We start from the raw sequence: 23195 nt of genomic DNA, 5'->3' as shown, positions 1-23195 counted from the left end.
CCGAAATGGGCGGATGCGCATATCATGCATATCGAGAAGGCAACTAGACAAATGCCTAGTTCGCGACGAAGCCGGTTCTCGCCAAAACGCTCGGGAGGTTTGATAAGATATGCATAGCTACATCGCAGCCGCATTATATGAACATCGTTTTTGGTTGCAGGTGCTGGGAGATCATGCCCGGTTCATCAAAAACGCCTTGTCGCTACACGAAGGTGAAGAAATTATGCGGGCTGACTGTTTTATTCGGTCCATGGACCAGTTATTGGAACAGTCTCGCCGGGAGGTAGCACCTGCCCAGTTGAAGGAGATCACGCAAGCGGCATTTCAACGTGCGCAAGAGATTAGAGCTTTTAAGCTGCATTTGCTGGAACGGCAGCTGACCGGCAAAATAGGTTTTCTGCTGACTCCTACCTTCGTAAATCACATGGTGAACGAGGTCGAGGAATACTTACGCATATTGGCTTTCCTGCAAGCAGGCGAACCCGTGCCGGTGTTTGACGAAATCCACCATCATCTTGTGTGGCTGGCAGATGCGACGGGCCATGCCGCCGCCATTACCGGGAATTTGGATATGACGGAAAAAAGATTGATGGACATGAGTCGAACGTTTGAGCAGCATTTTCAGGATTACTATTTGAAGGCTGTGGAACTGGCCGGCTATATGCGGACCAACTTGAGCAAATTTCCAGCCCTATCTCGTTTCAACGAAGAGGTTGAACTGGAAATGGCGCTGTTCAAGCAGTTTCTCCGAGAGTTGGAGTCGCTCGCGCTAACTAAGGAAGTGCTGGCGGTGCTATCGCCTTTGATGGCGGATCACATGGCACGTGAGGAATGCTATTATTTGACGAAACTTGCCCAGGTCTCGGAAATTAAGCCGCCGAATTGTGATCCCACTAAGCCGCGGACGGACGGATGACACGGCGGACGGACCCGATCGCAAAGCAAAAGCCCTGCGTTTAACGGTCAGGGCTTGTTTGTTGTTCAGCTCGTTTGTTTCGTTCCTTAGCAAATAGACCGCCTGGAGCAAAGTACTGGTACAGCTGACACTCGATGCGGCCGTTGAATAGTTTGCGTTTCTTGTTGGCGGGGCGGCCCATGTAATGCTCGAGCTGTTTGCTCGGACTCAAGATAAAAGCGGACCAGGTTGGCAGCTGAGAGGTCATGCCGCCCAACTGCCGCAGAAGCTTTTCGACTTCACCACGATCACCTAGGCGCTCCCCGTACGGCGGGTTCGTGATTACATAGCCGTAGTCGCCCCGCGGCCGGGCCTTCGCCACCGGCAGCACCTGAAGGCTGAGCTCCTTCGCCAGCCCGGCCGCCTTGGCCGCGGCCACAGCCACATCGATTGCTTCGCTATCGATGTCGGAGCCTACGATCTCGAGCGGCACGTCGTCCCGCACGAGATCGTAAGCCTCTTCCCGTGCCTGGGTCCACAGTGCCTCCGGCACGGAGTGCCACGCCTCGGCGGCGAACGTCCGCCGCAGCCCCGGCGCGATGTTCCACCCGATCATGGCAGCCTCGATCGGGATGGTGCCCGACCCGCAGAACGGGTCGTACAGCGGGCGGTCCGCCCGCCACCGGCTGAGCAGTACCATCGCTGCAGCCATGGTTTCCTTGAGCGGCGCTTCCGTCACGAGCTTCCGGTAGCCCCGCTTATGCAAGCCTACGCCGGTCGTGTCCAGCGTCAAAGTGGCGATGTCGTTCAGCAGTGCCACTTCCATGACATACCGTGCCCCGGTTTCTTTGAACCATTCGGTGTGGTATCGTTCTTTCATGTGTTCCACCACGGCTTTTTTCACGATTCCCTGGCATGCGGGCACACTGGACAACTGGGACTTGTGCGAGCGGCCCTCAGCGGGAAATTCACCGTCCTCAGCGATCCAGTCGGACCAAGGAAGCGCCCTGGTGCCTTCGAACAGTTCGTCAAAGGTGCGGGCTTCAAACTGCCCCATTCGAATTAGTATGCGATCCGCTGTGCGCAGCCACAAGTTCGCCCGGCAGATTGCCAATTTGTCCCCGACGAACGTGACCCGTCCGTTTTCTACCGTCGTGTCGTAACCGAGATCTCGAATCTCTCTTGCCAGGACGGCCTCTAAACCCATCGGGCATGTCGCGATTAAAGTCAGTTGTTCCATCGGTGTCTCACTCCCGTATCTATATTGGTGCCAGCATAGCTCACCATGTTTATTGTCTGTGTTCCCTGCGTCTAGCGCCTTTGGCGCCGCACACTATGGCGGTGTATGTATCATAGGCAGCGCATGTTGGCTAGTGCCGTGAGGCCATTCTGATTGCGGCCGCTGCTGGCTTGTCCGGTGGACCTCGTGGTTGAAGTCTTAATGTGAAAGCCATACAATAAGCTAAAAGAGAATCGCTAAATCACGTTCACTCGACCAGATAGCTGCACTTCACAAGCGGCCCATGGAGCTGCGCGATGTAAAGGTAGTTTGCCTGACATACAGAACGTGAGTCATTCTGATATTATAGCAAACATAGATCAAGGCCATTCGATGATGAGCGGCCGCGGTGCAAAGGTAAGCATGCCTGACATATCAGAACGTAGAACCATTCTGATATTATAAGCAAATCTATTGGTGGATACAAATGAATATGAGGGGGATTGCGTTATGACTGAGTTAAATGCAGAGCAGTACGTGGAGTCACTGCTAGCCGAGGACGAAATGCTGGGGAAGGTGAAGGAAGCTATCAGGGCGAAGGGCATGCCCGAGATTTCCATAGCTGCGGGCTATGGCAAGCTGCTGACAATGCTCGCCAAAATAACTGGTGCGAAAAGCATTCTTGAGATTGGCGCACTCGGTGGCTACAGCGGTATTTGTTTGGCAAGGGGACTTAGCGGCGGCGGCAAGCTCATTTCATTAGAACTCAAGCAGGAATACGCTGATGTGGCGCAACAGCATCTCCGTGAAGCAGGCCTCGGCGATAAGGTAGAGTATCGGATTGGTGAAGCGTTGGATAGTCTTGCACAGTTGGAAAGGGAAGGGCAGAAGTTTGATCTGTTTTTCATCGATGCGGACAAAGGCAATTATCCGAATTATTTGGAGTGGGCGATCAAGCTGGCCAATTCGGGCGCGATCATATTAGGGGATAACACTTTAATGCGGGGGAGGACTGTTGATCCAAGCCGACAGGGCAACTCTGTGACCCAAATGCGTCTTTTTAACGATCGCATCGTGAATGATCCCAGGCTGGAGGGCGTAATTCTACCGGCGTACGACGGGCTGGCAATCGCTAGAGTGTTGTGAACACCTGATGCCTATGCATGCGCCGAGCAGGCCGGCTTGTATGGGCACTGTAAAGTGAGAGTTGTACCGGCGTGTATGGGCACGTGTACAGTGAAGAGTTGCGCCGGCTTGTATGGGCACTGTAGAGTTAAGAGTCACGCAGCGGAACGGTGGTATCGTGCCGCGGTGATCGACGGCCCGAGACCCAGCCTCACGCCGTCCCGAGCACCGACGCACCGTTCCGCGCCGCGGCTCTCCCGAGGCAGCCGCCATCTGCTCGGTCACGGCCTCGGTCGCGCTGAGGCAGCCTCCCGATTTGACGATCGGTCCGGCTCGATGACCAGCTACAGCCAGTGCCACAGCGTTCCACAGCCCGCCCGAGTCAAGCTGCCATCCGGCTCTCCCGCGGCAGCGCCGCCTCTGCGTACATGGCGGCCTGCGCGCAGCTGCCACAGAAGCCGGATATGCATGGTCCTTGCATGCAGGTGCCATTCATGGAGCCTGCATGTTAGCTCTGTATCTCAGTCTTGTCCGACGCGCGGCCATGGAACAGCGTTTGTCGCACCCACAGCGCGTTCGCGAGCATCATAACCGTTGACATAATAAAAAGTCCCCGGATGCTGAGCCAGCCTGACACCGCGCCGCCGATAATCGGCCCCATCATATTCCCTAAGCTTAGAGCACTGGCGTTAAAGCTGTACGCGCGGCTCTCCATACCATTGGGGGTATACCTGCGGATTAGTGTTTGCACACACGGTAGCATGCCGCCCATGAATACGCCAAGCATGAATCTGGAGGCAAACAGCTGCCAAATGTTGGTCACCAATGCCTGGGGGATGAAAGACAAGGCGGCCCCGATTAGGCAAACGGCCAATATCTTCTCCGGCCCAATCCGATCGCTCCATCGGCCAAGCAGCGGCGATGCCAGCATATTGGAGAACCCTGTGACGGAGCCAACCAACCCCGCATAGAAAGCCAACATGTTCCCGGGCCCGTGCAGCTCCTGCACGAACAGAGGTATGAGCGGCATGGAGCTTAGCATTGAGAATTGAATGATAAAAGTTACAGCGTACAATGAAGGGAGTTCTTTGGCCTGTTTCAGTACGTTGAAGCTTTCTAATATCGATATCTTCGGTTGTTTCTTGGCCATGGCGGGATCGAAATTCTCCTTCACCAAAAACAAGGCCACAAGCGAGGCGCAGAACAGCAGGCCGCCGGTAATGTAAAAGATGGGCCGAAAGCCGATCCATTCTGCCAACAGTCCTCCGATGAACGGCCCGAGAATCGAACCTGCAACACCTCCCGACTGGAGTGTCCCCATGGCAAACCCGATCTTATCCCTGGGCGTTGTGGTGGATAACAAAGCCACGGCCGCAGGCATAAATCCCGAGATCACCCCGTTCAGAACCCGCAGCATAAGCAGGTGGGAGGGGCTCGCCGCGAACCCCATTAATGTCATAACCACAGCCATACCAAAGCCTGATCGGAGCAGCATCACTTTCCGGCCGTATCGGTCTGCGAGTCCGCCCCAAATAGGTTGAAATATAAAAGATGTCACGAAGTTTCCCGCGAAAATCAATCCAGCCCAGACCGCAACCTCGTGAGGATCTGTCACGCCCATGTCTTGTATGTACAAGGGCAGAAAAGGAGTGATCATCGTCATTCCGCTCATCACGAGAAATTGCCCGATCCATAATACGGTAAGATTAATGCGCCAACGAACCAAAGCCCTCTCCTCGTTTCCTGCTGAAAACATGCAGCATGTGACTACCCCAAAAGCATCTGCACTTGGCGCTTGCTAAGCTACCAACAAGATGTGCAGCGGCTATGAGAAAGTCACAGTATCACCTATTGTACCACAAGCGTCTTGAAATCTCATGGAGGTGCGCTGCTTATCGTTCCAGCCCATGCGTCATCTCGTAGCGGAACCGGTGGATGTCGGGCATTCCGAGCTTTTCTGCGGTCAGAATCGCCTCCTCTACATCGTATGGGACACGTACGATCTGAATGCTGAAGGACTCCTCCTTTGCCGCATTTTCCGTGCCGTCGATAATCGCGTAGCAGGCGTGGGGAATACCGTCATACGGTGCGCCAACACTGCCGACGTTAAACAAGATAAGCCCCTTTTTTTGTTTGTTTTTTAAAGTCTGAACAAATGGCAGGTGAATGTCACCATAGCCAACGATGTCCGGTGTCGGAGCGACTGCGGCGGCGACTTCCGCGTGCTCTGCATCCGTCGGTTGGCCTGTCAGCTTCGTGTGGTGGAACATCGCCAGTTTTTCTTTGCGTGACGCCTTGCGCGGCACTCTATGATAAACACTTTTGGCGGAGGCGTGAAACAACCTGATCCATTTGCCGCTAAGATAGAGGTCGGTCGAAAACGGAAGATTTTTCAAATAATCCAATCTTGATTCGCCGAGAGCCTCCCGCTGCCATAATCCGGTGTCTTTTGTCTGCGGCTGATTGATGCCGTCATCCCAGTTTCCCTGCAATGTGATTTCACAGAGCTCGCGGACCCGGTCCACGCACTCGGCGGGCTGAGGGCCTTTGCCAACCAGGTCACCCAAGCATATCACTCGTTGAATCCGCCGTTTATTGATGTCCTTACGCACAGCCTCAAGCGCTGTGAAGTTGCCGTGTATGTCGGAGATTAACGCAATTTTTGCCAACGCTGTTCACTCCCTCGGTTGCTTGATGTGCGCTATTTCACAATGGTGTTTATTCGTATTATAATTCTTTACCACGCAAAGAAACACTCATGTTATGGCATATCTAAAATATGTGCCGGATCACCTCTTCGAACACCGGTTCTTCCACGTGCACATCCGCGATGCCTCCCCATTGTTCAAGCTGACGCAGAGCCTGCATTACTGGCACAGTTCGTCTGTTGCACTGCACGGTGACAGTGTTGGCACTGCGTTCCACAATTTGAAAGCTGCCGCTCCACTCGCGAGGGATATGGACTGTGCCGGTGAAGCTGACTTTGATCATAGTGGGCAAGCCGATGCGCTCGCGCAATCCGTCGATACTGCCGTCATAAGCCAGTCGGCCGTGATTGATCACCAGAACCCTGGGACACAGCTGTTCTATGTCATCCATATCATGAGTCGTGAGCAAAATAGTTTTTCCGAAATCATGATTCAATGATTTCAGGAGAGTGCGGATGGTCTTTTTGGCAATAACATCCAAACCTATCGTCGGTTCGTCCAGAAATAGAATGTCCGGGTCGTGCAGCATTGCCGCAGCCAGATCTGCGCGCATTCTTTGACCGAGCGACAGCTTGCGGACAGGGGTATCGAGCAGCTCGCCCAATTGCAGCAGTTCACCCAGCTGTTCCAGCGTACGTTCCTTTTGCCGGCGTTCGATCCCGTACATTGCGGCCAAAATATCATAGGAATCTTTGGCGGGCAGATCCCACCACAGCTGCGAGCGTTGGCCGAATACAACACCTAATTTGCGTACGACATGACGACGGCTGTGATGAGGGCTTCGTCCGGCGATGCGCACTTCTCCCGAGGTGGGATGCAGTATGCCGGCGAGCATTTTGATCGTAGTAGATTTCCCTGCACCAATGGGGCCGATATAGCCTACAAATTCACCTTTACCCACAAAAAAACTCACATCCTGCACTGCCATCTTTGTCCGGTGCCGCCCACGAACGAAGGACTTGAACCGCTGCCAGCGGCTGTCACCGGGACTGGTGGCGCGAAAAGATTTGGTTAGTAGTTTGGCCTCAATCATCGCATGCGCTCCTTCTCATTAATTTTATGTTTGAACCGTGTCGGTTCAACTTCCGGTGCTCTGGTATTTGCTCACGCCAAACTGCCAGAATTTCAGAGTAGCTGAGAGGAACAACGCTGCGAACAGGATGGTCGCAGGCAGCAGCCAGGCGCCGAGCTCGCCGCGCAGAATGTACAAAGCAGGAAGGTAGTTGGCGGCTCCGACCGGAATGACGGTCAGCAGTAAACTTCGCATCCACATAGGATATATTTCCATGGGATACTGTACGGCGGTTCGAGCTGCGTCTTCGGTCACAGTTTGCAGCTCACTGATACGCGTGAGCCAGAAACCGCAAGTCGCGGTGCCGAGACCGATAGCGAACAGGATAGTGGCTCCGGTCACGATGAACATACAAGTGAGTGGGATTGCCGACCAGCCGACCTGCCCTGACTGGAGCATGTGATTAATACAAATGGTGAGAACGGCACCGCCTTGTATGTATTCTCCTGGCATCAGACGGAAGTTCTGCGACATTAATGCGAACAGCAAAGGCACCGGTCGAAGCAGTAATTGATCCAAATCGCCGGAGACCAAATATTTCTCCAAATGATGTATGTCATTCGCCAACGTTCTGTAAATCGCTTTACACATCATGATAGTCCCATATAAATAACCGATTTCATAAATGCTCCAGCCTTTTAGGCTGTCGAACTTCCACAGCACGATGGTGATCAGTACAAAATCCATCACATTAATGATCGCCGCCAGCAGCGCCGAGAACCAAAAGTTCCACTTATACTGCATCCGGCTGCGGATGCTGGCCTGAATTAGCGTGCTGTACATCCGAACTGTGTTCATCCGCCCTGCACCTCCAGCTTATGCCGTACTATGGCGGTTGCGGCGAGGCAGAGTAGAGTGAGCAGCGCGCACCACACGGCTGAGCCAATTAGCGCAAGCGCTGATTCCATCCCTAAATACAGCCTGGTGGGCACATACTGCATATAAGGATAGAAGGACCATCTGCTGATCGTCTGCAGCCAATGCGGCAGCCAGTCAACGGCGATAAGAAAGCCGGACAGTACTGTGGAAAAGGAGTAGTGCACCCAATACAGCCAGTTGGATTCGGTTGTCCATAGAGCGGTCACGCCGATCAAATAATTGATACATATATTCAGATAAGCGGCTAGTGCGAGCGCTGCCAATGTCCACAGCCAAATGGCCGTACTACTGGGAACGGGCAGCCCAAGCGCCCAAATATACAGCAGATAGATCGGCACCGATTTATACATCAGTTGATATCCGGCCTGCCCCCACTCTTTGCACATTAAGTGATAGAACAAGTGGACCGGCCGCATTAGATCCAAAGAGATCTGTCCGGTTCTGACAGCGTTCTCAATGCCGAGTCCTTTTGTGAGAAATAGCGTGATCCATAGACAGACTTGGTTGAAAGCCACATAGTGCACGATATTTTGCAGTGTGTAACCATGCGCTCCAACAGGGTCTCCGACGCCTTTCCATATCGATACGTACACGAGACCGAAGGCTGCGCTTGCGATGGGATTGACAGCGTGCGATGAGCGATATTGCAGATTACGGGCGAACGCTTTTTTGATCAAAACGGGAAATAGCATAAACACCTCCTGAGCAGAGCGTTATGTTGCCGTGAAAAAACGGTTCTGGGCGGCGCCTAGAAAACTTGTATCTGCCGGAGTCATGAGATTCCCGGCCCATGATATGGGTGCGACGTAGTGGAGACAGAAACAGTGTGGATCAAGTTTGTGCGAACAACGCTAAGAACTAGCTGATGAGGGTGAGTGCGTAGATATACAGAAAAGAGAGACGAAAGATATAATACCAAAATGTGGATATGTTTGGCAACTACTTTTTAGATATTTTGATTCATGCCCGCATATGCAGGATTTGGTATAATAGCACGGGACGGTAGCTGCGTGTTGCGACATGTCAATTGTGTGGATAGTTGATTTTCACGGGCGGTGGGAACATGGGCGCCATGTCAAAGGCGATGAGCACTGTTTCCCTTGCATTACCATTAAAGGAGTAGGTCATTATAGAATCTCGTGCGAGCAAACATAATCAGGCAGCCAGAAGCAAAAGAAATACTTGGTTCACCATCGGAGCATTGAGTGTGGTGACGATCGTGTCGTTCATTTATTTAGTGTCTTGGTTGTCCGAACAGGACCAGACCAACTCGCTGGAAGCTTCCACCGCAGCTGCGTCGCCTAGTGCCGATGCAGCTGGCTCGGAGAGCTCAGGCGCACCGCCAAAAGAGCCGACAGCACCGCAGTCGGAACAACCGGCTGTCAGCGGACAGCCGGGAGGGGATCAAGCAGTGCCGACGGCGGGCGGCATCACAGGCGGACAAAGCGTCCGGCTGTCTTTTGTCGGGGATGTCATCTTTGCCGGCAACGTGGAAGAGCTTTTGAAGAGAAACGGTTGGGACTATCCTTACCGGTATGTGCACGATTACATACATAAAGCGGATATCTCCGTGGCTAATCTCGAAACTCCGATCTCGAAGCGCGGCACACCGCAGAGCAAGGAATACGTATACCGCTCCTCCCCGGACGCCTTGCGGTCGTTTAAGGCCGCTGGATTTGACGTGGTAACGACGGCCAATAACCACATCCTTGATTACGGCCAGGAGGCGCTGCTGGATACGTTGGATGAATTGGACAAAGCGGGCATCAAACGTGTCGGTACAGGCCGAAACAGCGATGAGGCATACCGTCCGGCAATCGTGGAGCACAATGGCATCAAGGTCGCCTTCGTCGGTTTCAGCAGGGTCGCTCCTGCGGTGAGCTGGTACGCCGGCAAGCAAACTCCTGGTGTCGCTGAAACCTACAGCACCAAGCTGGCACTGGAGGCGGTGAGCCAAGCCCGGCAGCAAGCGGATCTTGTGGTCGTGCTCGCTCACTGGGGTGTGGAGCGAACCGATCGACCTGTCAAGGAGCAGACGGACTTGGCGCACAAATACATCAACCAAGGTGCGGACTTGGTGATCGGCAGCCATCCGCATGTGCTCCAGGGATTCGAGCAGTACAAGGGCAAATGGATTGCTTACAGCATGGGCAACTTTATTTTTACAACTAACAACGAGCCTTCCACTTGGGAAACGATGATTCTCGATGCAGTGTGCACTCGGGAGCGGGTCTGCGAATTGCAGATGATGCCGGTCTTGACCAAGGGGGCGCAGCCGGTCCGCATGACGGAAGAAGATGGGGCTAAATTGCTTGATAGAATGTCGCGTATTTCCATTAATGCGAAGCTGGAGCCCGACGGGAGAGTGCGTGCTTTGGCAAATGCTCCTGCGCCAACATCTGCCGATGAAGCATCATCAACGGTGGTGAAAATGCCGACAACACGGGCGGCGGGGCCGGTCAACCAGGCTGCTGCGAAGCCGGCAGCAACAACGAAACAGGAGACGGCAGAACAACCGAAGCCGCAGCAGGGCACGCCAACGGCCACGAAGCCGGCAGCAGCGCAGCAGATGCCGAAGCAGAGCACACCAACGGCGAAGCAGCCGGCAGCAGAGCAGCAGACGCCGCAGAGCACGCCAACGGCCAAGCAGCCGGCAGCAGAACAGCAGACGCGGCAGCGGAGCACACCAGCGGCCACGAAGCCGGCAGCAGAGCATCAGACGCCAAAGCAGAGCGCACCAACGGCCACGAAGCCGGCAGCAGAACAGCAGACGCCGAAGCAGAGCACGCCAACGGCGAAGCAGCCGGCATCCGCGTGAGAGCGTACTGGCCTGGCCGTGGAGTTCGCCAATTGTCTCTCATCCATCACTCGTCAGAGCAACAGTACATTACCGAACTCATGCGAAGGAATAGAAGTCATGTTCCTTCGCATATTTATTTTACAAGGACGGGTTGGCTTCCGTCGGCCTGCAATGAGCTAGTGATTGTGGGCACCAAATAATTGAATTATAATTTAGACAACATCACACGCAGCTGGAATTTCACCTAGTTAAGGGAGGGTACTTATGCTATCTGTTCGTAACATTTATTGTGTGGGACGCAACTATGCTCTGCATGCTGCAGAGTTGGGCAATGACATTCCCAAACAGCCGATGATCTTTCTGAAGCCGACACATGCGTTGTTACCGATGGAAGGACAAGCGATACAACTGCCTGGCGATCAAGGAGAAGTGCATTTTGAAGCCGAGCTGGTCATTCATGTCAGCCGACCATACGAAGAAGGGAGCACCGTGGATGAGCTGGTGGACAAGATGGCGCTCGGTATCGATCTCACGCTCCGTGATGTGCAGTCGGTAATTAAAAAGAAGGGGACGCCCTGGCTGCCTGCGAAGGGATTTCTCAATTCGGCCCCTATTACGAAATTTCGACCGTTTCCCGGCTTTGAAGCGATCAAGCAAGCTCAGTTCTCTCTATTTCGCAACGGCGAAGAAGCACAGCACGGTAAGGTGAAGGATATGATATTTGATCTGCAGGTCATTATTGAGTTTATTGCAAAAAATTACGGCTTGGACGCAGGCGATATCATTTTTACAGGAACGCCGGCGGGAGTCGCCGCAGTGCATAGCGGTGATCGACTGGAGCTCCGGTGGGGAGAGGAATCTGCAGGAACCGTCACCGTCGAATTGTCCTGACACGCAGGGGGAGGGGCCTATAACCAGGCCCCTCTTCTCTGTGTCTCCAAGGAGAAGCATGCAGCGATTGATCTGCCAAGCTTTGTTTTCATTGTTTCGCGACGGTGAGGTCGTACGTGCAGCGAATACTAGCAGTGGTGACTGGTTTAATGAATGGCATCACCGTGCGATGGCTCCGTATGAACATGAACAAGCGACAACGACGTTGACCGCCGCCATTGAGAGTGGTGTGAGCTCCAGCCGGGAGAGAGAGACATGTTGGGAGACAGCCACTAAAGTCTATAGGGAAGAGGAATACGGAGATGTGGGACTGGCTTATTGGCGCTGCGTGCAGCCTATACATTGCCGCAGCGGCCTATGGAAAAAAATCATTGTCCGGTTCCGGCGCAGCTGCGGCGGTAGCTGTAGGAACCGTCATGTATGCGATGGGCAGTTTGCCCTGGTTTGGCACGTTGATAGTTTTTTTCATTGCATCCACGGCCTTAACAAAGTGGAGGCACCGGCAGAAATCGCTGGTGGAGTCCGGCTACGCCAAATCAGGCCGAAGGGATGCTGGTCAAGTATTAGCGAATGGAGGGCTAGGCGCAGCGCTATGCATTTGCCATAACCTGTGGCCCGGCCCGCTATGGTGGGTGGCCTTTATCGGGGTGATGGCAACAGTAACTGCGGATACCTGGGCGACTGAAATCGGTGCGCTCAGCCGGACGCAACCCCGCTCAATTTTGAACGGCCGCAAGGTAGCTGCGGGCACCTCCGGGGGTGTGACAGCATTGGGCGCAGTCGCTTCAGTGGCAGGGGGGATCACTATCGGTCTTGCGGCCTGGCTTCTCAGCACGTGGCAGCCCGCGTCTACCCTGGCGGCGGAGAATTCAGCCGCTGCACCTGCAGGAGCAGTGCTCCTGTTATTCGGTGCTGCAGGGGGGCTCGTCGGTTCTTTGTCAGATTCATTGCTCGGTGCGGTATGGCAGGTTATGTATCGCTGCACGGTTTGCGGCAAGGAGATAGAAAAAGACCGCCATTGCAACCAACTGGCGGTTCGTATTCGAGGGGCTTCGTGGTTTACCAACGATGCGGTGAATATCATCAGCTCACTGTGCGGCGGTGCTGCCTGCCTGATCTTATATCTTATATTGTACGGTTAAACGCAGCCTCTGATTTTTCCATTCATTCATTTTTCCGGTTATGTGTGCTGTTTGACGCCCAGATTAACGTCCCTGACATTTTCTTCGTTAAATATTTACAATATTTACAATATTAACATCTATTAATAACATTCAATTAACATAGGAAAGGTATGCTTCAACTGTAATACATAATTAAAACGAATTAAAACAGAGGAGGAATTAGATTGGAGAAAGTTTTGAAACGCCCATTTTTAGTGGTAATCGGTGCACTAGTTTTACTAAGTGGTTTGTTCCCAGGAGCTTCCACTGGGTTTGCTGCAGAAAACAAAGATCAATCGACGGTGGTAGATGTAACAGCAATGACTTTTAATCTAAGATACGAAAATAGCAGTGATCCCTCACCACACACTTGGGATGAAAGGGTTCCTACCATCAAAAAAATGATTAACATGAAGAATCCTGATATCATTGGAACACAAGAAGTGTTATATACACAACTACAAGATTTAGAAAATACATTACCTGAATATAATTGGATTGGTTTAGGCCGTGAAGGCGGAAATCGTGGAGAATACTCTGCTAGTTTTTACAAAGAAAAAGATTACACCGTGCTAGAGTATGATCATTTTTGGTTATCCGATACACCACAAGTAATTGGTTCAAAAACATGGGGAAACAATATTCCAAGAATGGTTACGTGGGCTAAGTTTCTTGATAAAAAAAGCAACCAACAGTTCTATTTCGTCAATACACACTTTGATCATCAATCCGCCAATGCAAGAGAAAAAAGTGCAGAATTAATGCTCCAAGTAACAAAAGAATTTGATCCCGAGTTACCGGTTATCTTGACAGGCGACTTCAACACTGCACCAGATACTCTTCCACACCAAATTTTAACGAATGATGGAGCGTTTGATGATTTATGGGGAACAGCTGAGACAAGAATCAATGAACATTTAGGAACATTTAATGGTTTTCATGATGCTACTGGTGGAGGACCTGACAGGCGTATTGACTGGATTCTTGGAAAAGGAAACCTGACCACTAATGAAATTGAAATTGTTAACTATCAGAAGAACGGACAATTTCCAAGCGATCATTTCCCAGTGATTGCTGACATCACCTTAACTTACGACAAATAAGAGAATGCAGTGCGCCAAGACCACTTGTTCAGCTAATGATGCATCACCATACGAAATTAAACCCTCGTGCATCGAGGGTTTTTTGATATACCGGCTGGCAAGTGCCCGGGACGGCCGGGCGGCTCGCTATCAAACAGGCGCGAAGTGTTGTGCCGGGGGCCGATATAACATGGTCCCTCGATCGGGTGCCGCCAGCAAAGCGCCACGCTGAGGGAAGTGTATTTCAAGGTGTTTTCCCGAACTCACCAAATCCTCACTTTTTTGTTGTCTAATTTTTTCCAACCATGTATTCTGGAAGTATCGTTCTAGAAAGCGAGTGATTATCGTGAGAAACATTAAATTTGTTGGCGACGCAATTATTTTTCAAGGTGCGGAAGGGATAACCACCAACAGTGCTCCCTGCCTGCAAAACTCAAATTACGGAGGGAAAGCAATATGTCTTTCAGTAATTACGGTCAGCTCTGCACGGAGGTCTATGACCTAACCAAGAAAATTGGGCAATCATTCGGCGGTGACATTGAGTACTATCGTGAAAAGCTAAAGCATTGCAAGGGACGTATTCTGGAAGCAATGGTCGGTTCAGGGCGAGTTATGATTCCTTTACTAGAATCTGGACTAACTGTGGATGGGGTGGACTATTCCCCTCAAATGTTGGCTTCTTGCCGAAACCGATGTGAAGAGCGTGGATTAAGACCCGAATTATATGAAGCAAACTTACAGGAGCTTTCTTTGCCACATAAGTATGAGGCAATCATCATTCCTGGAGGCTCATTTTTATTGATTGAACAACGGGAGGAGTCACTGAGGGTTTTACATCGATTGTATGAACATTTGGAATCAGGCGGGCGGTTGATCCTCGATCTGTTTTTGCCCGACAACAACTACAACAGTGCCGAGCTTGGACGATGGGGCGGATCGGCAACATACAACTTGCCTAATGGTGACATGATCACGATGGAAGGCAAGTGCGTGGAAGCTGACTTATTCTTTAATCAATACCGTGTAAGCTACTTGAAGTATGAAAAGTGGCGTAACGGGACATTGATACAAACGGAACTGCAGCGTTTTGCACTACGCTGGTACGGAGTTGAAGAATTCAAGTGCACCCTTGAGAGCGTTGGGTTTGCAAATGTAACCGTTTGCGCAGATTTTGAGGATGAAAAAAAGCCGACCAGTGGCAATCAGAAATTCATTTATCAAGCCGTTAAATCATGATTAAGCACGGCTCCCGCACAAGATTGTAGCGGGGCTTGTCGCGCTAACGGAGAGTTACGTGAATGACAACAGTGAGGACTCGAACGTTAGTCGGATCCCACTTGCCGCCGGTTACTCTTCCTCATCCCATTTCCGTGAGTATGCCTTTTTGGTCACCCAAAATGTTAACCCGCCCACAATGCCTATGGTAATCAGGCCTAGTATGATCGTTCCGCCTATTCCCAAGCTTAAACGCCCCGTTCCCATAAAAATGTATATCGTTCATGGTGTCACACGTGTAGTCAATTATATAGGATGTGTCTACGAGAGTGCAATAATTTCCATCTGAGCTGTGGGAAGTCCATAAAGTGCTCGCTTGTAGCCAGCGGTCAACTTGTGCATGTTTGCAAGATCCGGACGCAGCAAAATAGACCTCCAATGCACCAGAATGGTGAGATTGGAGGTCTGTTTGTTGCGTGTATTGCAATGATGAGATCACGGATCACGGGTCTCTCAGCGCAGCCCATGTTAGCCTGGCGAGATCTGCGATTCTGTTGGGCGTAGCACACGTCAGAATGGCGAGTCTGCGATGTGAAAGGATGCAGCGCACGCTAGAATGATGAGATCGAGATCTATCAAGCGTAGCATCCATCAGCTCGGGCACATCGTTACCTTCAACAGCACGCCTTATTTGGCGAACTGTTCCATTTGTTCCAGCAGACCGTTGAACACATCCATAGCCTGCTTGATCGGTTCGGGTGACGACATGTCTACTCCCGCTCGTTTCAAAATATTGATCGAGTAGTCACTGCCGCCGCTCTTCAGGAAGCCGAGATACCGGTCAACCGCCGGCTGGCCTTCCTCGAGAATTTGCTTTGCAAAGCTCGTTGCAGCGGAGAAGCCCGTAGCATATTTGTATACGTAAAAGCTGTTATAGAAATGCGGGATACGTGCCCATTCCATCTCAATGTCTTTGTCAACTGCCATGCCTTCGCCATAATATTTCACGTTAAGATCATAGTAGATTTTGCTGAGCTCTTGCGGGGTGAGTGAATCACCTTTTTCTGCCCGCTCATGTACAATCTTTTCAAACTCGGCGAACATCGTCTGACGGAATACCGTGGTGCGGAACTGATCCATGTAGTAGGTAAGCAGGTACATTTTCTCTTTAGGATCGGTCGTCTTTTTCAGCATGTAATCCATTAGCAGAGCTTCGTTCAACGTGGACGCCACTTCCGCTAGGAAAATCGTGTACTGTGCATAACGGTAAGGTTGATTTTCATCCGACAAGTAAGAGTGGATCGCATGACCCATTTCGTGGCTGAGCGTGAACATGCTGTTCAGATTGTCCTTGTGATTGAGCAGCACGAACGGATGGGTACCGTATGCTCCCCAGCTATAGGCACCGCTGCGTTTGCCTTCGTTTTCGTAGATGTCGATCCAACGGTGATTAAAGCCTTTTTCTAAAATTTGCAAATAATTTTCGCCTAGAGGCTTCAAGCTTTCCTTCACCATTTCTTGCGCTTGCTCGAACGTGATGTCCATTTTGAACTCTTCCACAAGCGGGGCGAACAAGTCGTACATGTGCAGTTCGTCGACGTTCAACAACTTCTTGCGGAGCGCCATATATCTGTGCATGGAAGGTAGCGCTTCATGGATCGTATCGATCAGATTTGTGTACACTTCTTTGTCGATGTTATCGCTGAACAAAGCCATTTCCAACACAGAAGGGTACTTCCGCACCTTTGCGTAAAATACGTTCTTCGTAATGTTCGCAGCGAGCGTAGCTCCGATCGTGTTTTTGTTTCTCGAGTAAGTCGCATACATCGCCTCGAAAGCTGCCTTGCGAACATCCCGGTTGCGGCTTTCCATGAATTGAATGTACCGGCCGTGCGTGAGCTCGACTTCTTCCCCTTGCTCATTTTTTACCTTAGGGAACCGTAAGTCGGCATTATTCAGCATGCTAAAGATCGTGCCCGGTGCTTGAGATATGTTGCCTACTTGGGCGAGAAGCGCCTCCTCGGATTTGGACAAAACGTGCTGCTTTTGGCGGATCATTTCTTCGAGCGTTCGCTTGTAAAAGCTGAGTTCCGGATGATTCACCAGATTATCCAATTGTTCATCGGATAGACTTAGGATTTCCGGGGAGATGAAAGACAACGCCTCGCTGCTTTCCACGCTAAGCTTTTTTGCCTTGTCGGATAATGCTTGGTATGTAGGGTCCGCCGTATCTTCATGGTGTTTCAGGTTGGCGAACACGTAGAGGCGTTCGGTATGTAAGGAGATCTCGTCCTCTAACTCAAAGCACTGCTTGATCGCGCCAGGGTCGTTCAATTTGCCTTGGAATGCCGCCGCTTTCGCTAAAGCATCCTTGACTTCTTGATATTCTTTATCCCACGCCTGTTGATTAGGAAATAAATCTTCCACATTCCAGCGGTGTTCCGCTGCAACCTCACTGCGCTTAAGTACCTGATTCATCGGAGCCCTCCTTGATAAATGGGATGGTTGGGAGCTGTCATGCGCCGCCAACGGAGCGGACAGCACGGTGCTGCTAAATAGCACGCCGGTCAACACCAGCGGAACAAAACGCATAAAGCACACGCCCTTGCATTTTTTTCCTAGTATGACCGGACCGTAGTTTAATTATAAGGAATTTATGGATCGAAGTAAAACAGGATGAGGATGAACGACCGCGTTGTAGCGGTAAAATTCCTTGCTGATGCACGAAAGCATTTCAAGGAGAGAGGCTCGCATCATAAAGGAATTTATCAATCGGAGTAAAGCAGGATGAGCGAGTGTCCAGCTTCAACCCATAACGAGAAAACTATAAACGATTAACGTGAAAGAAAAAGTTATCATGGCCAGGGCGAGAATCGCCAGCGGTCGCTTGACCCCCGGAGGCAGAGTATCCTTTTTCAGTATGAGAATCAGCGCAAAACAAAATGAGACGATGATAAACGTTAAGATTGTTGCAGAGTCATCCATCAATGTTCACCTCACATCAGCGGCGGTTTGGATAGTATGCCCAATTGTTTGATTCATGCTTAGGTAGCATTCGCCGCGAGCAGGGAAAATCCTTTTCAAGCGGAACTGGTTTTCACGTCGGCGCTCGAAGACAGGCGCGGTGCTGCTGCCTTGTAGCAATAGAGCAGGGGAGGCCAAACGGCCTCCCCTTAACATTTATCCATTCAACTTTACAAGCACCAGGCGTCCTTTTTCATCATGGCTTGCTTTAAAGCTGTCGTTTGGTGAGATATTTGCTTCCTGCATCAGTTCTTCAGATAGGGTCAGATCACCGCTCGCATTAAGAGTGACAAAAGAACCGCTCTTTTTCTTCCAGATACCGGCTAACACGACGCCTACCGTGACGAGCACCAATACCGTCCACTGCACTACAGGGTTCGCCTCAAACCATGCCTTCACTAGAGGATCACCGACCAGCATCTTTGCTGCCGTGAAGGCCAGTACACCTGCGCCAAGATAGAGAATCCATGGAAATTTTTCCATCGCAGTAATAAATAGCGTGCTGCCCCATACGACAATAGGAACGCTGATCAGAAGCCCCAGTACAACAAGCTCGAATTGACCGTGAGAAGCTCCAGCCACAGCCATCACATTGTCGAAACCCATGACCGCGTCGGCGATGATGATAGTTTGAATGGCGGGCCAAAGTGCGTTTTTCGCTGCAATGTTGTGCTCTTTTTTATCCACCAACAATTTAAAGGCGATCCATACGAGCACGACACCACCAATGAGCAGCAGCGCTGGCAGCTGTAAGAGCCATGCCACTACTAGGGTTGCCACCACTCTAATAGCGATTGCACCTACCGTGCCCCAGATGATAGCCTTCTTCTGATACTCCTTCGGCAGATTCCGAGCTGCCAGCCCAATCACAATCGCATTGTCTCCCGCAAGTACCAAATCGATTAGAATAATACTTAAGAGACTTGTAAAAAATGCAGCATCCAACCACTCCATAATCGATCCGCTCCTCACTTCGTGTTTTGTTACATAAAAATAACCTCTACCGCTCGGGCACAGGTCTTACAATGCACAAAAAGACCCTGACCGTTTGGCAAAGGTCTTGCTAACAACATTTGTTGCCAATAAAGCCGGGGTTATGCACCCGAACTGACGACTTTACTGTGACAGCTACTCCCCTTTGGAGGAAATCTTATGTAATTAATTCAATTATAAAAGGGACACCAACTTCTCGTCAAGCGAAAATATCACACTTCTTTCAAAGCGTTCATGATCGCCTCTAATTCTTCTTCAGTTCCGTCAAAGTTCGCAAATCTGTTCTCCGCCCAATGCATCATCTCAGGCCTGCTCAAGAAGGTGTGGCATTCCTCGCCCCATTGATCGGTTATTTCCCGCACCACCAGTGTCTTGCCCTGAACCTCGACGTTCATCATATTCCATTTATCTTTTTTGTAAATCGTATGTTTTTTGATCATAAGTTAGGCTCCACTCCATTACTAAGGATATCGGCTGAATCATACCGCAATGCACCGGTAAAATCAAGTTTTCAGCAGGGCAGGCAGTACATGCACGCTATCTATACCGTTGCCAGTTGCATCTATCTATGGTAGAATCTGCTATAATCTTGTGCAGGCGGGCGTTAAGCAGTATCGCGTGGCACAAGTTGAGACGAGTTGAGACGAGTTGAGACGAGGAGAGATGGGACAGATGCCAATGGGCGAAAAGAGTTATGAACAAATAGGTGTGGCGATGACTTGCCGGTCGTTTGCCGAGTACGAGTTAATGTTTGCACTGGCACCGCTGTCCGCGCAGGACGGGCCGATATTGGATGTTGCAGCAGGTGCATCGGCCTTTGTGGCAGAGGCTTCTGCACGAGGGGTGAGGGCGTACGCGGCGGATCCGCTTTATGCCATGAGCCCGGAAGATGTAATTAACCATGCAGCGAAGGAGATCGACACATCCACGCACAAGCTGGCCGCTATACGGGATGTGTATGACTGGAGCTACTACCGCAGCCTGGATAATCATCGCCGCATGCGGGAATGGTCACTGCAAGTGTTCGCGGCGGATTTTCGCCACAACAGGTCGTCAGGCCGATACACATCAGCGCAGCTGCCGGACCGGCCGTATGCAGACGATGCGTTTTCACTCGTTCTGTGCAGTCATTTTTTGTTTTTATACCAAGATCAGTTTGACGATGAGTTTCATGAGCAGGCGGTGCTAGAACTGCTGCGTGTGTGCCGCAAGGGGGGGCAGGTGCGGATTTATCCGCTGCGGTCTCTCAAATGGGAACTGTATCCCCGGTTGGACACTCTCATCGCCAAGGTACGGGAGACAGGGGCCAGCGCCGAATTGGCTGCTTCCAAGCTGCCGTTTATTCCGGGATCGAGTGAGCTGCTGCTGATACAGAAGTGAACATATAATAAGAAACATTGATAATTTGCCACTGTTGATTTATAATTATGGCGATGTTATAATTAACCTATTCGCCCGCAGATGGCGATACTTCTGGGAGGTTGTTTTCATTGACAGGTACAGTAAAATGGTTTAACGCAGAAAAGGGTTACGGTTTTCTTCAAGTTGAAGGCGGCGAGGATGTCTTCGTACACTTTTCCGCAATTCAAGGCGACGGCTTCAAAACTCTAGAAGAAGGCCAGTCCGTTGAGTTCGAAATCACTCAAGGAAATCGTGGTCCTCAAGCAGCTAACGTCATTAAATTATAAGATCTACACACTTCGATGGAAAGGCCCATTGAGCGGTTTCTTATATATTAGTGCCATAGCAACCAAATGTACAAAAGCAGTTCTCGAACATTTTCGGGAACTGCTTTTTTTAGTCTCGCTTTTGCGTCCGAAGCATGGAATCACCATCAACAATAGCCGCCGGCCGTATCGGCGTGTAACCAACATTCAAGGGCTGAGCGAGGGGAGAATAAACGCCCCGCAACTTGTTCACACATAAGCTGCGGAGTGATTCATATGTTAAGGATAGATGTATAAAACGTAAACCGTATCATTCAGTGTTATGTAACACGGAGATTCGAGGTCAATCCACGATTCTCAAAATGCTGTCCACTTCTTTCCGAGGGAGCCTGCCTGGACGTTCGGCCGGATAACCGAGTGAAATGACCATATTGATCTGGCTCTCTTCCTGGATATCGAGATAAGAGCGCAGCTGCTCTGCGGCGAGCAGTACCGGGCCTGTCATCGGACAGGTGGCCAAGCCTTTGGCGTGCGCGGCAAGCATGAGGTTTTGCGCGGCGAGACAGCTGCTTTTTATGCCTTCTTCGGCCCACACCGTGTCGTCGACCAGTTGAACGGGATCGAATATTTTATCCCTGAATTTAGATGTGTAAGGAGTGGCAAGGCATATGATCAGCACGGGTGCATCGGAAAAGGCGGTTGCATAGGGCCCGAACGATTTTACCAACAGCCGGGCTTCCCGGTTCAATCCGCGCGCTTCCGCTTGTGCTGCTCGTTGGTGGAGCTGATCCCAAGTCATTTGTTCGATGTGCTTAATTTTCTCGCGATTCATGATTGCTATAAATTCCCAAGTTTGTGAGTTAGTATCACTCGGCGCGTATCGGGCACAATCGATGAGTTCTTTGATGTCTTCGATAGATACGTCCTGCTCGGTAAAGCTGCGAATACTTCTTCGTTCCAGAATTACGTTCTTGAAATCGTCAAAATGCATGTAAGTCCATCCCTTCAAGCTTGCGTATGTTCGCTTTATGACTTGGTACTAAGAGTTGCGGTTAATTATATCGGTTTTTGAAAGGGTTGACAACCTGCCAATGTGCGAATTTGCCTTCATTATAGGCTTCTACATATTTTGTGTAACTCCTGTGACCGGCTTGCCGGACGATCTACCGATGGCGCGCAGCACGAGCCACACCACCGCGGCTTCCGCAGCGAGCCCCAATGACTGTGCCAATGCCCCGATCATGCCGTTCCAACCAGGGCTGAGTACGACGCACAGCACTAACGCTATAAGGGTAACCGCGACATTCGCCGCCTGAGACCAAACCATGAGCTTGGTTTCGCCGCGCAGGAGCACTAGGCCATTGCCAAAGTCGAGCCACGGAAAAGCCAGCGTCATGATCATAAAAACTTTTAATGTGCTCAAGCTCGCATGCATCAGGCGCTCCGACACGCCCATCACGTTCTCCATGAACCATGGACCAAGCGGAGTGTAGGCGACCAAGGCGATCAACAAAGTCGGCATAAAAGCGAGGATAAACGTGAATCGGATAACGGATGCAGGATCCTTGCGGTAAAAATTAAGCACAATCTGATGAATATACGAGAAAAAGCTGAGCACTAATTGATTCAAACTCGCCGCTATGGCAAAAGACGCCACAGCCAGTTGAAAATCCATGGTTTTGCCTAGAAACGCGTTGATGGCAGGTCCGATGATCACGGCGATAATGGATGAATAAAGTAACGGCCTGTAAAAGTGAAAAATTTGATGCGGGCGTTCCACAGGGTGATCCGGCTTCTTTTCCGGGATTTGTTTTAATAACGACCTGCCTTCCCATACGCTTACCGCAGCTTCAACCATCATGCCGGCGAGAAAGATAATCGCGCCCACCTGCCCGCTGTCGACTGAGTTTGTGTGAATGAAGTAAAGCGAGAGCAGATACATGACCAGCAGCCGGAATATCATGCCGATCGTAAGCCACTTGGTGCGCATGTTGGAGATGATGATCCCTTGATACATGCAGCGCAGGCTGGAGAAAATGCTTACAAACATTAGCACTTTATATACATCGACCATCGGTTGGATCAATTCCTCGTCAGCGCCGAAGAAATGCAAAAACAGCCATTCGCCGGTCGGAGTGTAGCAAATCAGGCCGCCCATGACTAGTATACAGGCTAAAATGTACCAGCTAACGACGGACATAGCTCGAAACGAAATACGGTCGCGGACCAGAGCGGAGCACGTTTGTCTCATGAGCAGCGCAGGTTTCTCTGTAATGCCCAACACACTGAGCGGCAGCGCGTACGTTGCGATAATGACTTCCGGAGCGGCGGAGCGGGCGAGCGTGCTGTTAATGATGACATGGGAAATCGTAATGAGACTGGAAGAGATTCCGAGAGGAACGAAAAATGTCAGCAGTTGACCGAACGACACACCATTTGGTTGGTTACTCATGGCAGCAGGA

The 23195-nt window shown here is 51.0% G+C and carries 20 protein-coding genes; 9 read left to right on the top strand and 11 right to left on the bottom strand.

From position 1 onward, the window contains the following. The first annotated feature begins 109 nt into the window (after positions 1 to 109). Complete coding sequence (locus CBW46_RS09930; RefSeq protein WP_089199852.1) at positions 110 to 916, top strand: DUF2935 domain-containing protein; 807 nt, start codon at positions 110 to 112, stop codon at positions 914 to 916. 40 nt (positions 917 to 956) lie between these two features. Here CBW46_RS09930 and CBW46_RS09925 read toward each other — a convergent pair whose 3' ends face one another. Next, complete coding sequence (locus CBW46_RS09925) at positions 957 to 2135, bottom strand: THUMP domain-containing class I SAM-dependent RNA methyltransferase (protein ID WP_089199851.1); 1179 nt, start codon at positions 2133 to 2135, stop codon at positions 957 to 959. 489 nt (positions 2136 to 2624) lie between these two features. On the opposite strand from CBW46_RS09925, the gene CBW46_RS09920 reads away from it, so the two are divergent. Continuing rightward, positions 2625 to 3260: an O-methyltransferase gene (locus CBW46_RS09920; RefSeq protein ID WP_089199850.1), complete on the top strand. Its 636-nt coding sequence runs from the start codon at positions 2625 to 2627 to the stop codon at positions 3258 to 3260. A 487-nt stretch (positions 3261 to 3747) separates the two neighbouring features. Here the strand turns inward: CBW46_RS09920 and CBW46_RS09915 are convergent, their stop codons facing one another. From CBW46_RS09915 to CBW46_RS09895, 5 genes are all read right to left on the bottom strand, one after another. Next, a complete protein-coding gene (locus CBW46_RS09915) occupies positions 3748 to 4965 on the bottom strand; it encodes an MFS transporter (RefSeq protein WP_089199849.1) in 1218 nt (405 codons plus the stop codon). A gap of 166 nt (positions 4966 to 5131) precedes the next feature. Next, complete coding sequence (locus CBW46_RS09910) at positions 5132 to 5908, bottom strand: metallophosphoesterase family protein (RefSeq protein WP_089199848.1); 777 nt, start codon at positions 5906 to 5908, stop codon at positions 5132 to 5134. 103 nt (positions 5909 to 6011) lie between these two features. After that, positions 6012 to 6980 carry an ABC transporter ATP-binding protein gene (locus tag CBW46_RS09905; protein WP_089199847.1) on the bottom strand — a complete coding sequence of 323 codons (969 nt, stop codon included), beginning with the start codon at positions 6978 to 6980 and terminating at the stop codon, positions 6012 to 6014. A gap of 45 nt (positions 6981 to 7025) precedes the next feature. After that, a complete protein-coding gene (locus CBW46_RS09900) occupies positions 7026 to 7817 on the bottom strand; it encodes an ABC transporter permease (protein ID WP_089199846.1) in 792 nt (263 codons plus the stop codon). Continuing rightward, positions 7814 to 8590, bottom strand: coding sequence for an ABC transporter permease (locus tag CBW46_RS09895; protein ID WP_089199845.1), 777 nt, complete (start codon positions 8588 to 8590; stop codon positions 7814 to 7816). The genes CBW46_RS09900 and CBW46_RS09895 overlap by 4 nt, the downstream gene beginning before the upstream one ends. Positions 8591 to 9105: 515 nt before the next feature. Between CBW46_RS09895 and CBW46_RS09890 the strand changes: the two genes are divergently transcribed. The 5 genes from CBW46_RS09890 to CBW46_RS09870 all read left to right on the top strand — a co-directional run bounded on the left by CBW46_RS09890 (position 9106) and on the right by CBW46_RS09870 (position 15070). Beyond that, on the top strand, positions 9106 to 10716 hold the full coding sequence (locus CBW46_RS09890) for a CapA family protein (RefSeq protein ID WP_243633255.1): 1611 nt from the start codon (positions 9106 to 9108) through the stop codon (positions 10714 to 10716). 246 nt (positions 10717 to 10962) lie between these two features. Further along, positions 10963 to 11589 (top strand): fumarylacetoacetate hydrolase family protein, encoded by a 627-nt coding sequence (locus tag CBW46_RS09885; RefSeq protein ID WP_089199844.1) that lies wholly within the window; start codon positions 10963 to 10965, stop codon positions 11587 to 11589. Positions 11590 to 11891: 302 nt separating this feature from the next. Continuing rightward, complete coding sequence (locus tag CBW46_RS09880) at positions 11892 to 12731, top strand: DUF92 domain-containing protein (protein WP_089199843.1); 840 nt, start codon at positions 11892 to 11894, stop codon at positions 12729 to 12731. Positions 12732 to 12937: 206 nt separating this feature from the next. Further along, a complete protein-coding gene (locus tag CBW46_RS09875) occupies positions 12938 to 13855 on the top strand; it encodes an endonuclease/exonuclease/phosphatase family protein (protein WP_089199842.1) in 918 nt (305 codons plus the stop codon). A 435-nt stretch (positions 13856 to 14290) separates the two neighbouring features. After that, the gene (locus tag CBW46_RS09870) at positions 14291 to 15070 is read left to right on the top strand and encodes a class I SAM-dependent methyltransferase (RefSeq protein ID WP_089199841.1); all 780 of its coding nucleotides are present in this window, start codon (positions 14291 to 14293) and stop codon (positions 15068 to 15070) included. Positions 15071 to 15736: 666 nt separating this feature from the next. Here CBW46_RS09870 and pepF read toward each other — a convergent pair. The 3 genes from pepF to CBW46_RS09850 all read right to left on the bottom strand — a co-directional run bounded on the left by pepF (position 15737) and on the right by CBW46_RS09850 (position 19506). After that, positions 15737 to 17527 carry an oligoendopeptidase F gene (pepF, locus tag CBW46_RS09865; RefSeq protein ID WP_207802264.1) on the bottom strand — a complete coding sequence of 597 codons (1791 nt, stop codon included), beginning with the start codon at positions 17525 to 17527 and terminating at the stop codon, positions 15737 to 15739. A gap of 702 nt (positions 17528 to 18229) precedes the next feature. After that, positions 18230 to 19027: a TerC family protein gene (locus CBW46_RS09855; protein WP_089199838.1), complete on the bottom strand. Its 798-nt coding sequence runs from the start codon at positions 19025 to 19027 to the stop codon at positions 18230 to 18232. Between the two features lie 251 nt (positions 19028 to 19278). Then, positions 19279 to 19506, bottom strand: a complete 228-nt coding sequence (locus tag CBW46_RS09850) for a hypothetical protein (RefSeq protein WP_089199837.1) — start codon at positions 19504 to 19506, stop codon at positions 19279 to 19281. Positions 19507 to 19738: 232 nt separating this feature from the next. Here CBW46_RS09850 and CBW46_RS09845 point away from each other — a divergent pair, with 232 nt between their 5' ends. Together CBW46_RS09845 and CBW46_RS09840 are read left to right on the top strand one after the other, a co-directional pair. Further along, entirely contained in the window at positions 19739 to 20446 is a 708-nt protein-coding gene (locus tag CBW46_RS09845; protein WP_243633254.1) for a class I SAM-dependent methyltransferase, read from the top strand. 110 nt (positions 20447 to 20556) lie between these two features. Then, entirely contained in the window at positions 20557 to 20754 is a 198-nt protein-coding gene (locus tag CBW46_RS09840; protein ID WP_089199835.1) for a cold-shock protein, read from the top strand. 322 nt (positions 20755 to 21076) lie between these two features. Here the strand turns inward: CBW46_RS09840 and CBW46_RS09835 are convergent, their stop codons facing one another. Both CBW46_RS09835 and CBW46_RS09830 read right to left on the bottom strand, forming a co-directional pair. Further along, a complete protein-coding gene (locus tag CBW46_RS09835) occupies positions 21077 to 21724 on the bottom strand; it encodes a nitroreductase family protein (protein WP_089199834.1) in 648 nt (215 codons plus the stop codon). 129 nt (positions 21725 to 21853) lie between these two features. Then, positions 21854 to 23185, bottom strand: a complete 1332-nt coding sequence (locus tag CBW46_RS09830; RefSeq protein WP_089199833.1) for a multi antimicrobial extrusion protein MatE — start codon at positions 23183 to 23185, stop codon at positions 21854 to 21856. Positions 23186 to 23195 lie beyond the last annotated feature (10 nt).

Origin of the sequence: Paenibacillus xerothermodurans (assembly GCF_002220865.2) — a bacterium.
GTDB classification, from domain to species: Bacteria; Bacillota; Bacilli; order Paenibacillales; family NBRC-103111; genus Paenibacillus_S; species Paenibacillus_S xerothermodurans.
Note: the sequence above shows the minus strand (reverse complement) of the source record. Positions and strands in the feature narration are given on the sequence as shown.

Coding starts and splice junctions, on each gene's coding strand:
- CBW46_RS09930 (WP_089199852.1), top strand. CDS start 110: ATGCATAGCTACATCGCAGCCGCATTATATGAACATCGTTTTTGGTTG.
- CBW46_RS09925 (WP_089199851.1), bottom strand. CDS start 2,135: ATGGAACAACTGACTTTAATCGCGACATGCCCGATGGGTTTAGAGGCC.
- CBW46_RS09920 (WP_089199850.1), top strand. CDS start 2,625: ATGACTGAGTTAAATGCAGAGCAGTACGTGGAGTCACTGCTAGCCGAG.
- CBW46_RS09905 (WP_089199847.1), bottom strand. CDS start 6,980: ATGATTGAGGCCAAACTACTAACCAAATCTTTTCGCGCCACCAGTCCC.
- CBW46_RS09900 (WP_089199846.1), bottom strand. CDS start 7,817: ATGAACACAGTTCGGATGTACAGCACGCTAATTCAGGCCAGCATCCGC.
- CBW46_RS09895 (WP_089199845.1), bottom strand. CDS start 8,590: ATGCTATTTCCCGTTTTGATCAAAAAAGCGTTCGCCCGTAATCTGCAA.
- CBW46_RS09885 (WP_089199844.1), top strand. CDS start 10,963: ATGCTATCTGTTCGTAACATTTATTGTGTGGGACGCAACTATGCTCTG.
- CBW46_RS09880 (WP_089199843.1), top strand. CDS start 11,892: ATGTGGGACTGGCTTATTGGCGCTGCGTGCAGCCTATACATTGCCGCA.
- CBW46_RS09870 (WP_089199841.1), top strand. CDS start 14,291: ATGTCTTTCAGTAATTACGGTCAGCTCTGCACGGAGGTCTATGACCTA.
- pepF (WP_207802264.1), bottom strand. CDS start 17,527: ATGAATCAGGTACTTAAGCGCAGTGAGGTTGCAGCGGAACACCGCTGG.
- CBW46_RS09855 (WP_089199838.1), bottom strand. CDS start 19,027: ATGGAGTGGTTGGATGCTGCATTTTTTACAAGTCTCTTAAGTATTATT.
- CBW46_RS09850 (WP_089199837.1), bottom strand. CDS start 19,506: ATGATCAAAAAACATACGATTTACAAAAAAGATAAATGGAATATGATG.
- CBW46_RS09845 (WP_243633254.1), top strand. CDS start 19,739: ATGCCAATGGGCGAAAAGAGTTATGAACAAATAGGTGTGGCGATGACT.
- CBW46_RS09835 (WP_089199834.1), bottom strand. CDS start 21,724: ATGCATTTTGACGATTTCAAGAACGTAATTCTGGAACGAAGAAGTATT.
- CBW46_RS09830 (WP_089199833.1), bottom strand. CDS start 23,185: ATGAGTAACCAACCAAATGGTGTGTCGTTCGGTCAACTGCTGACATTT.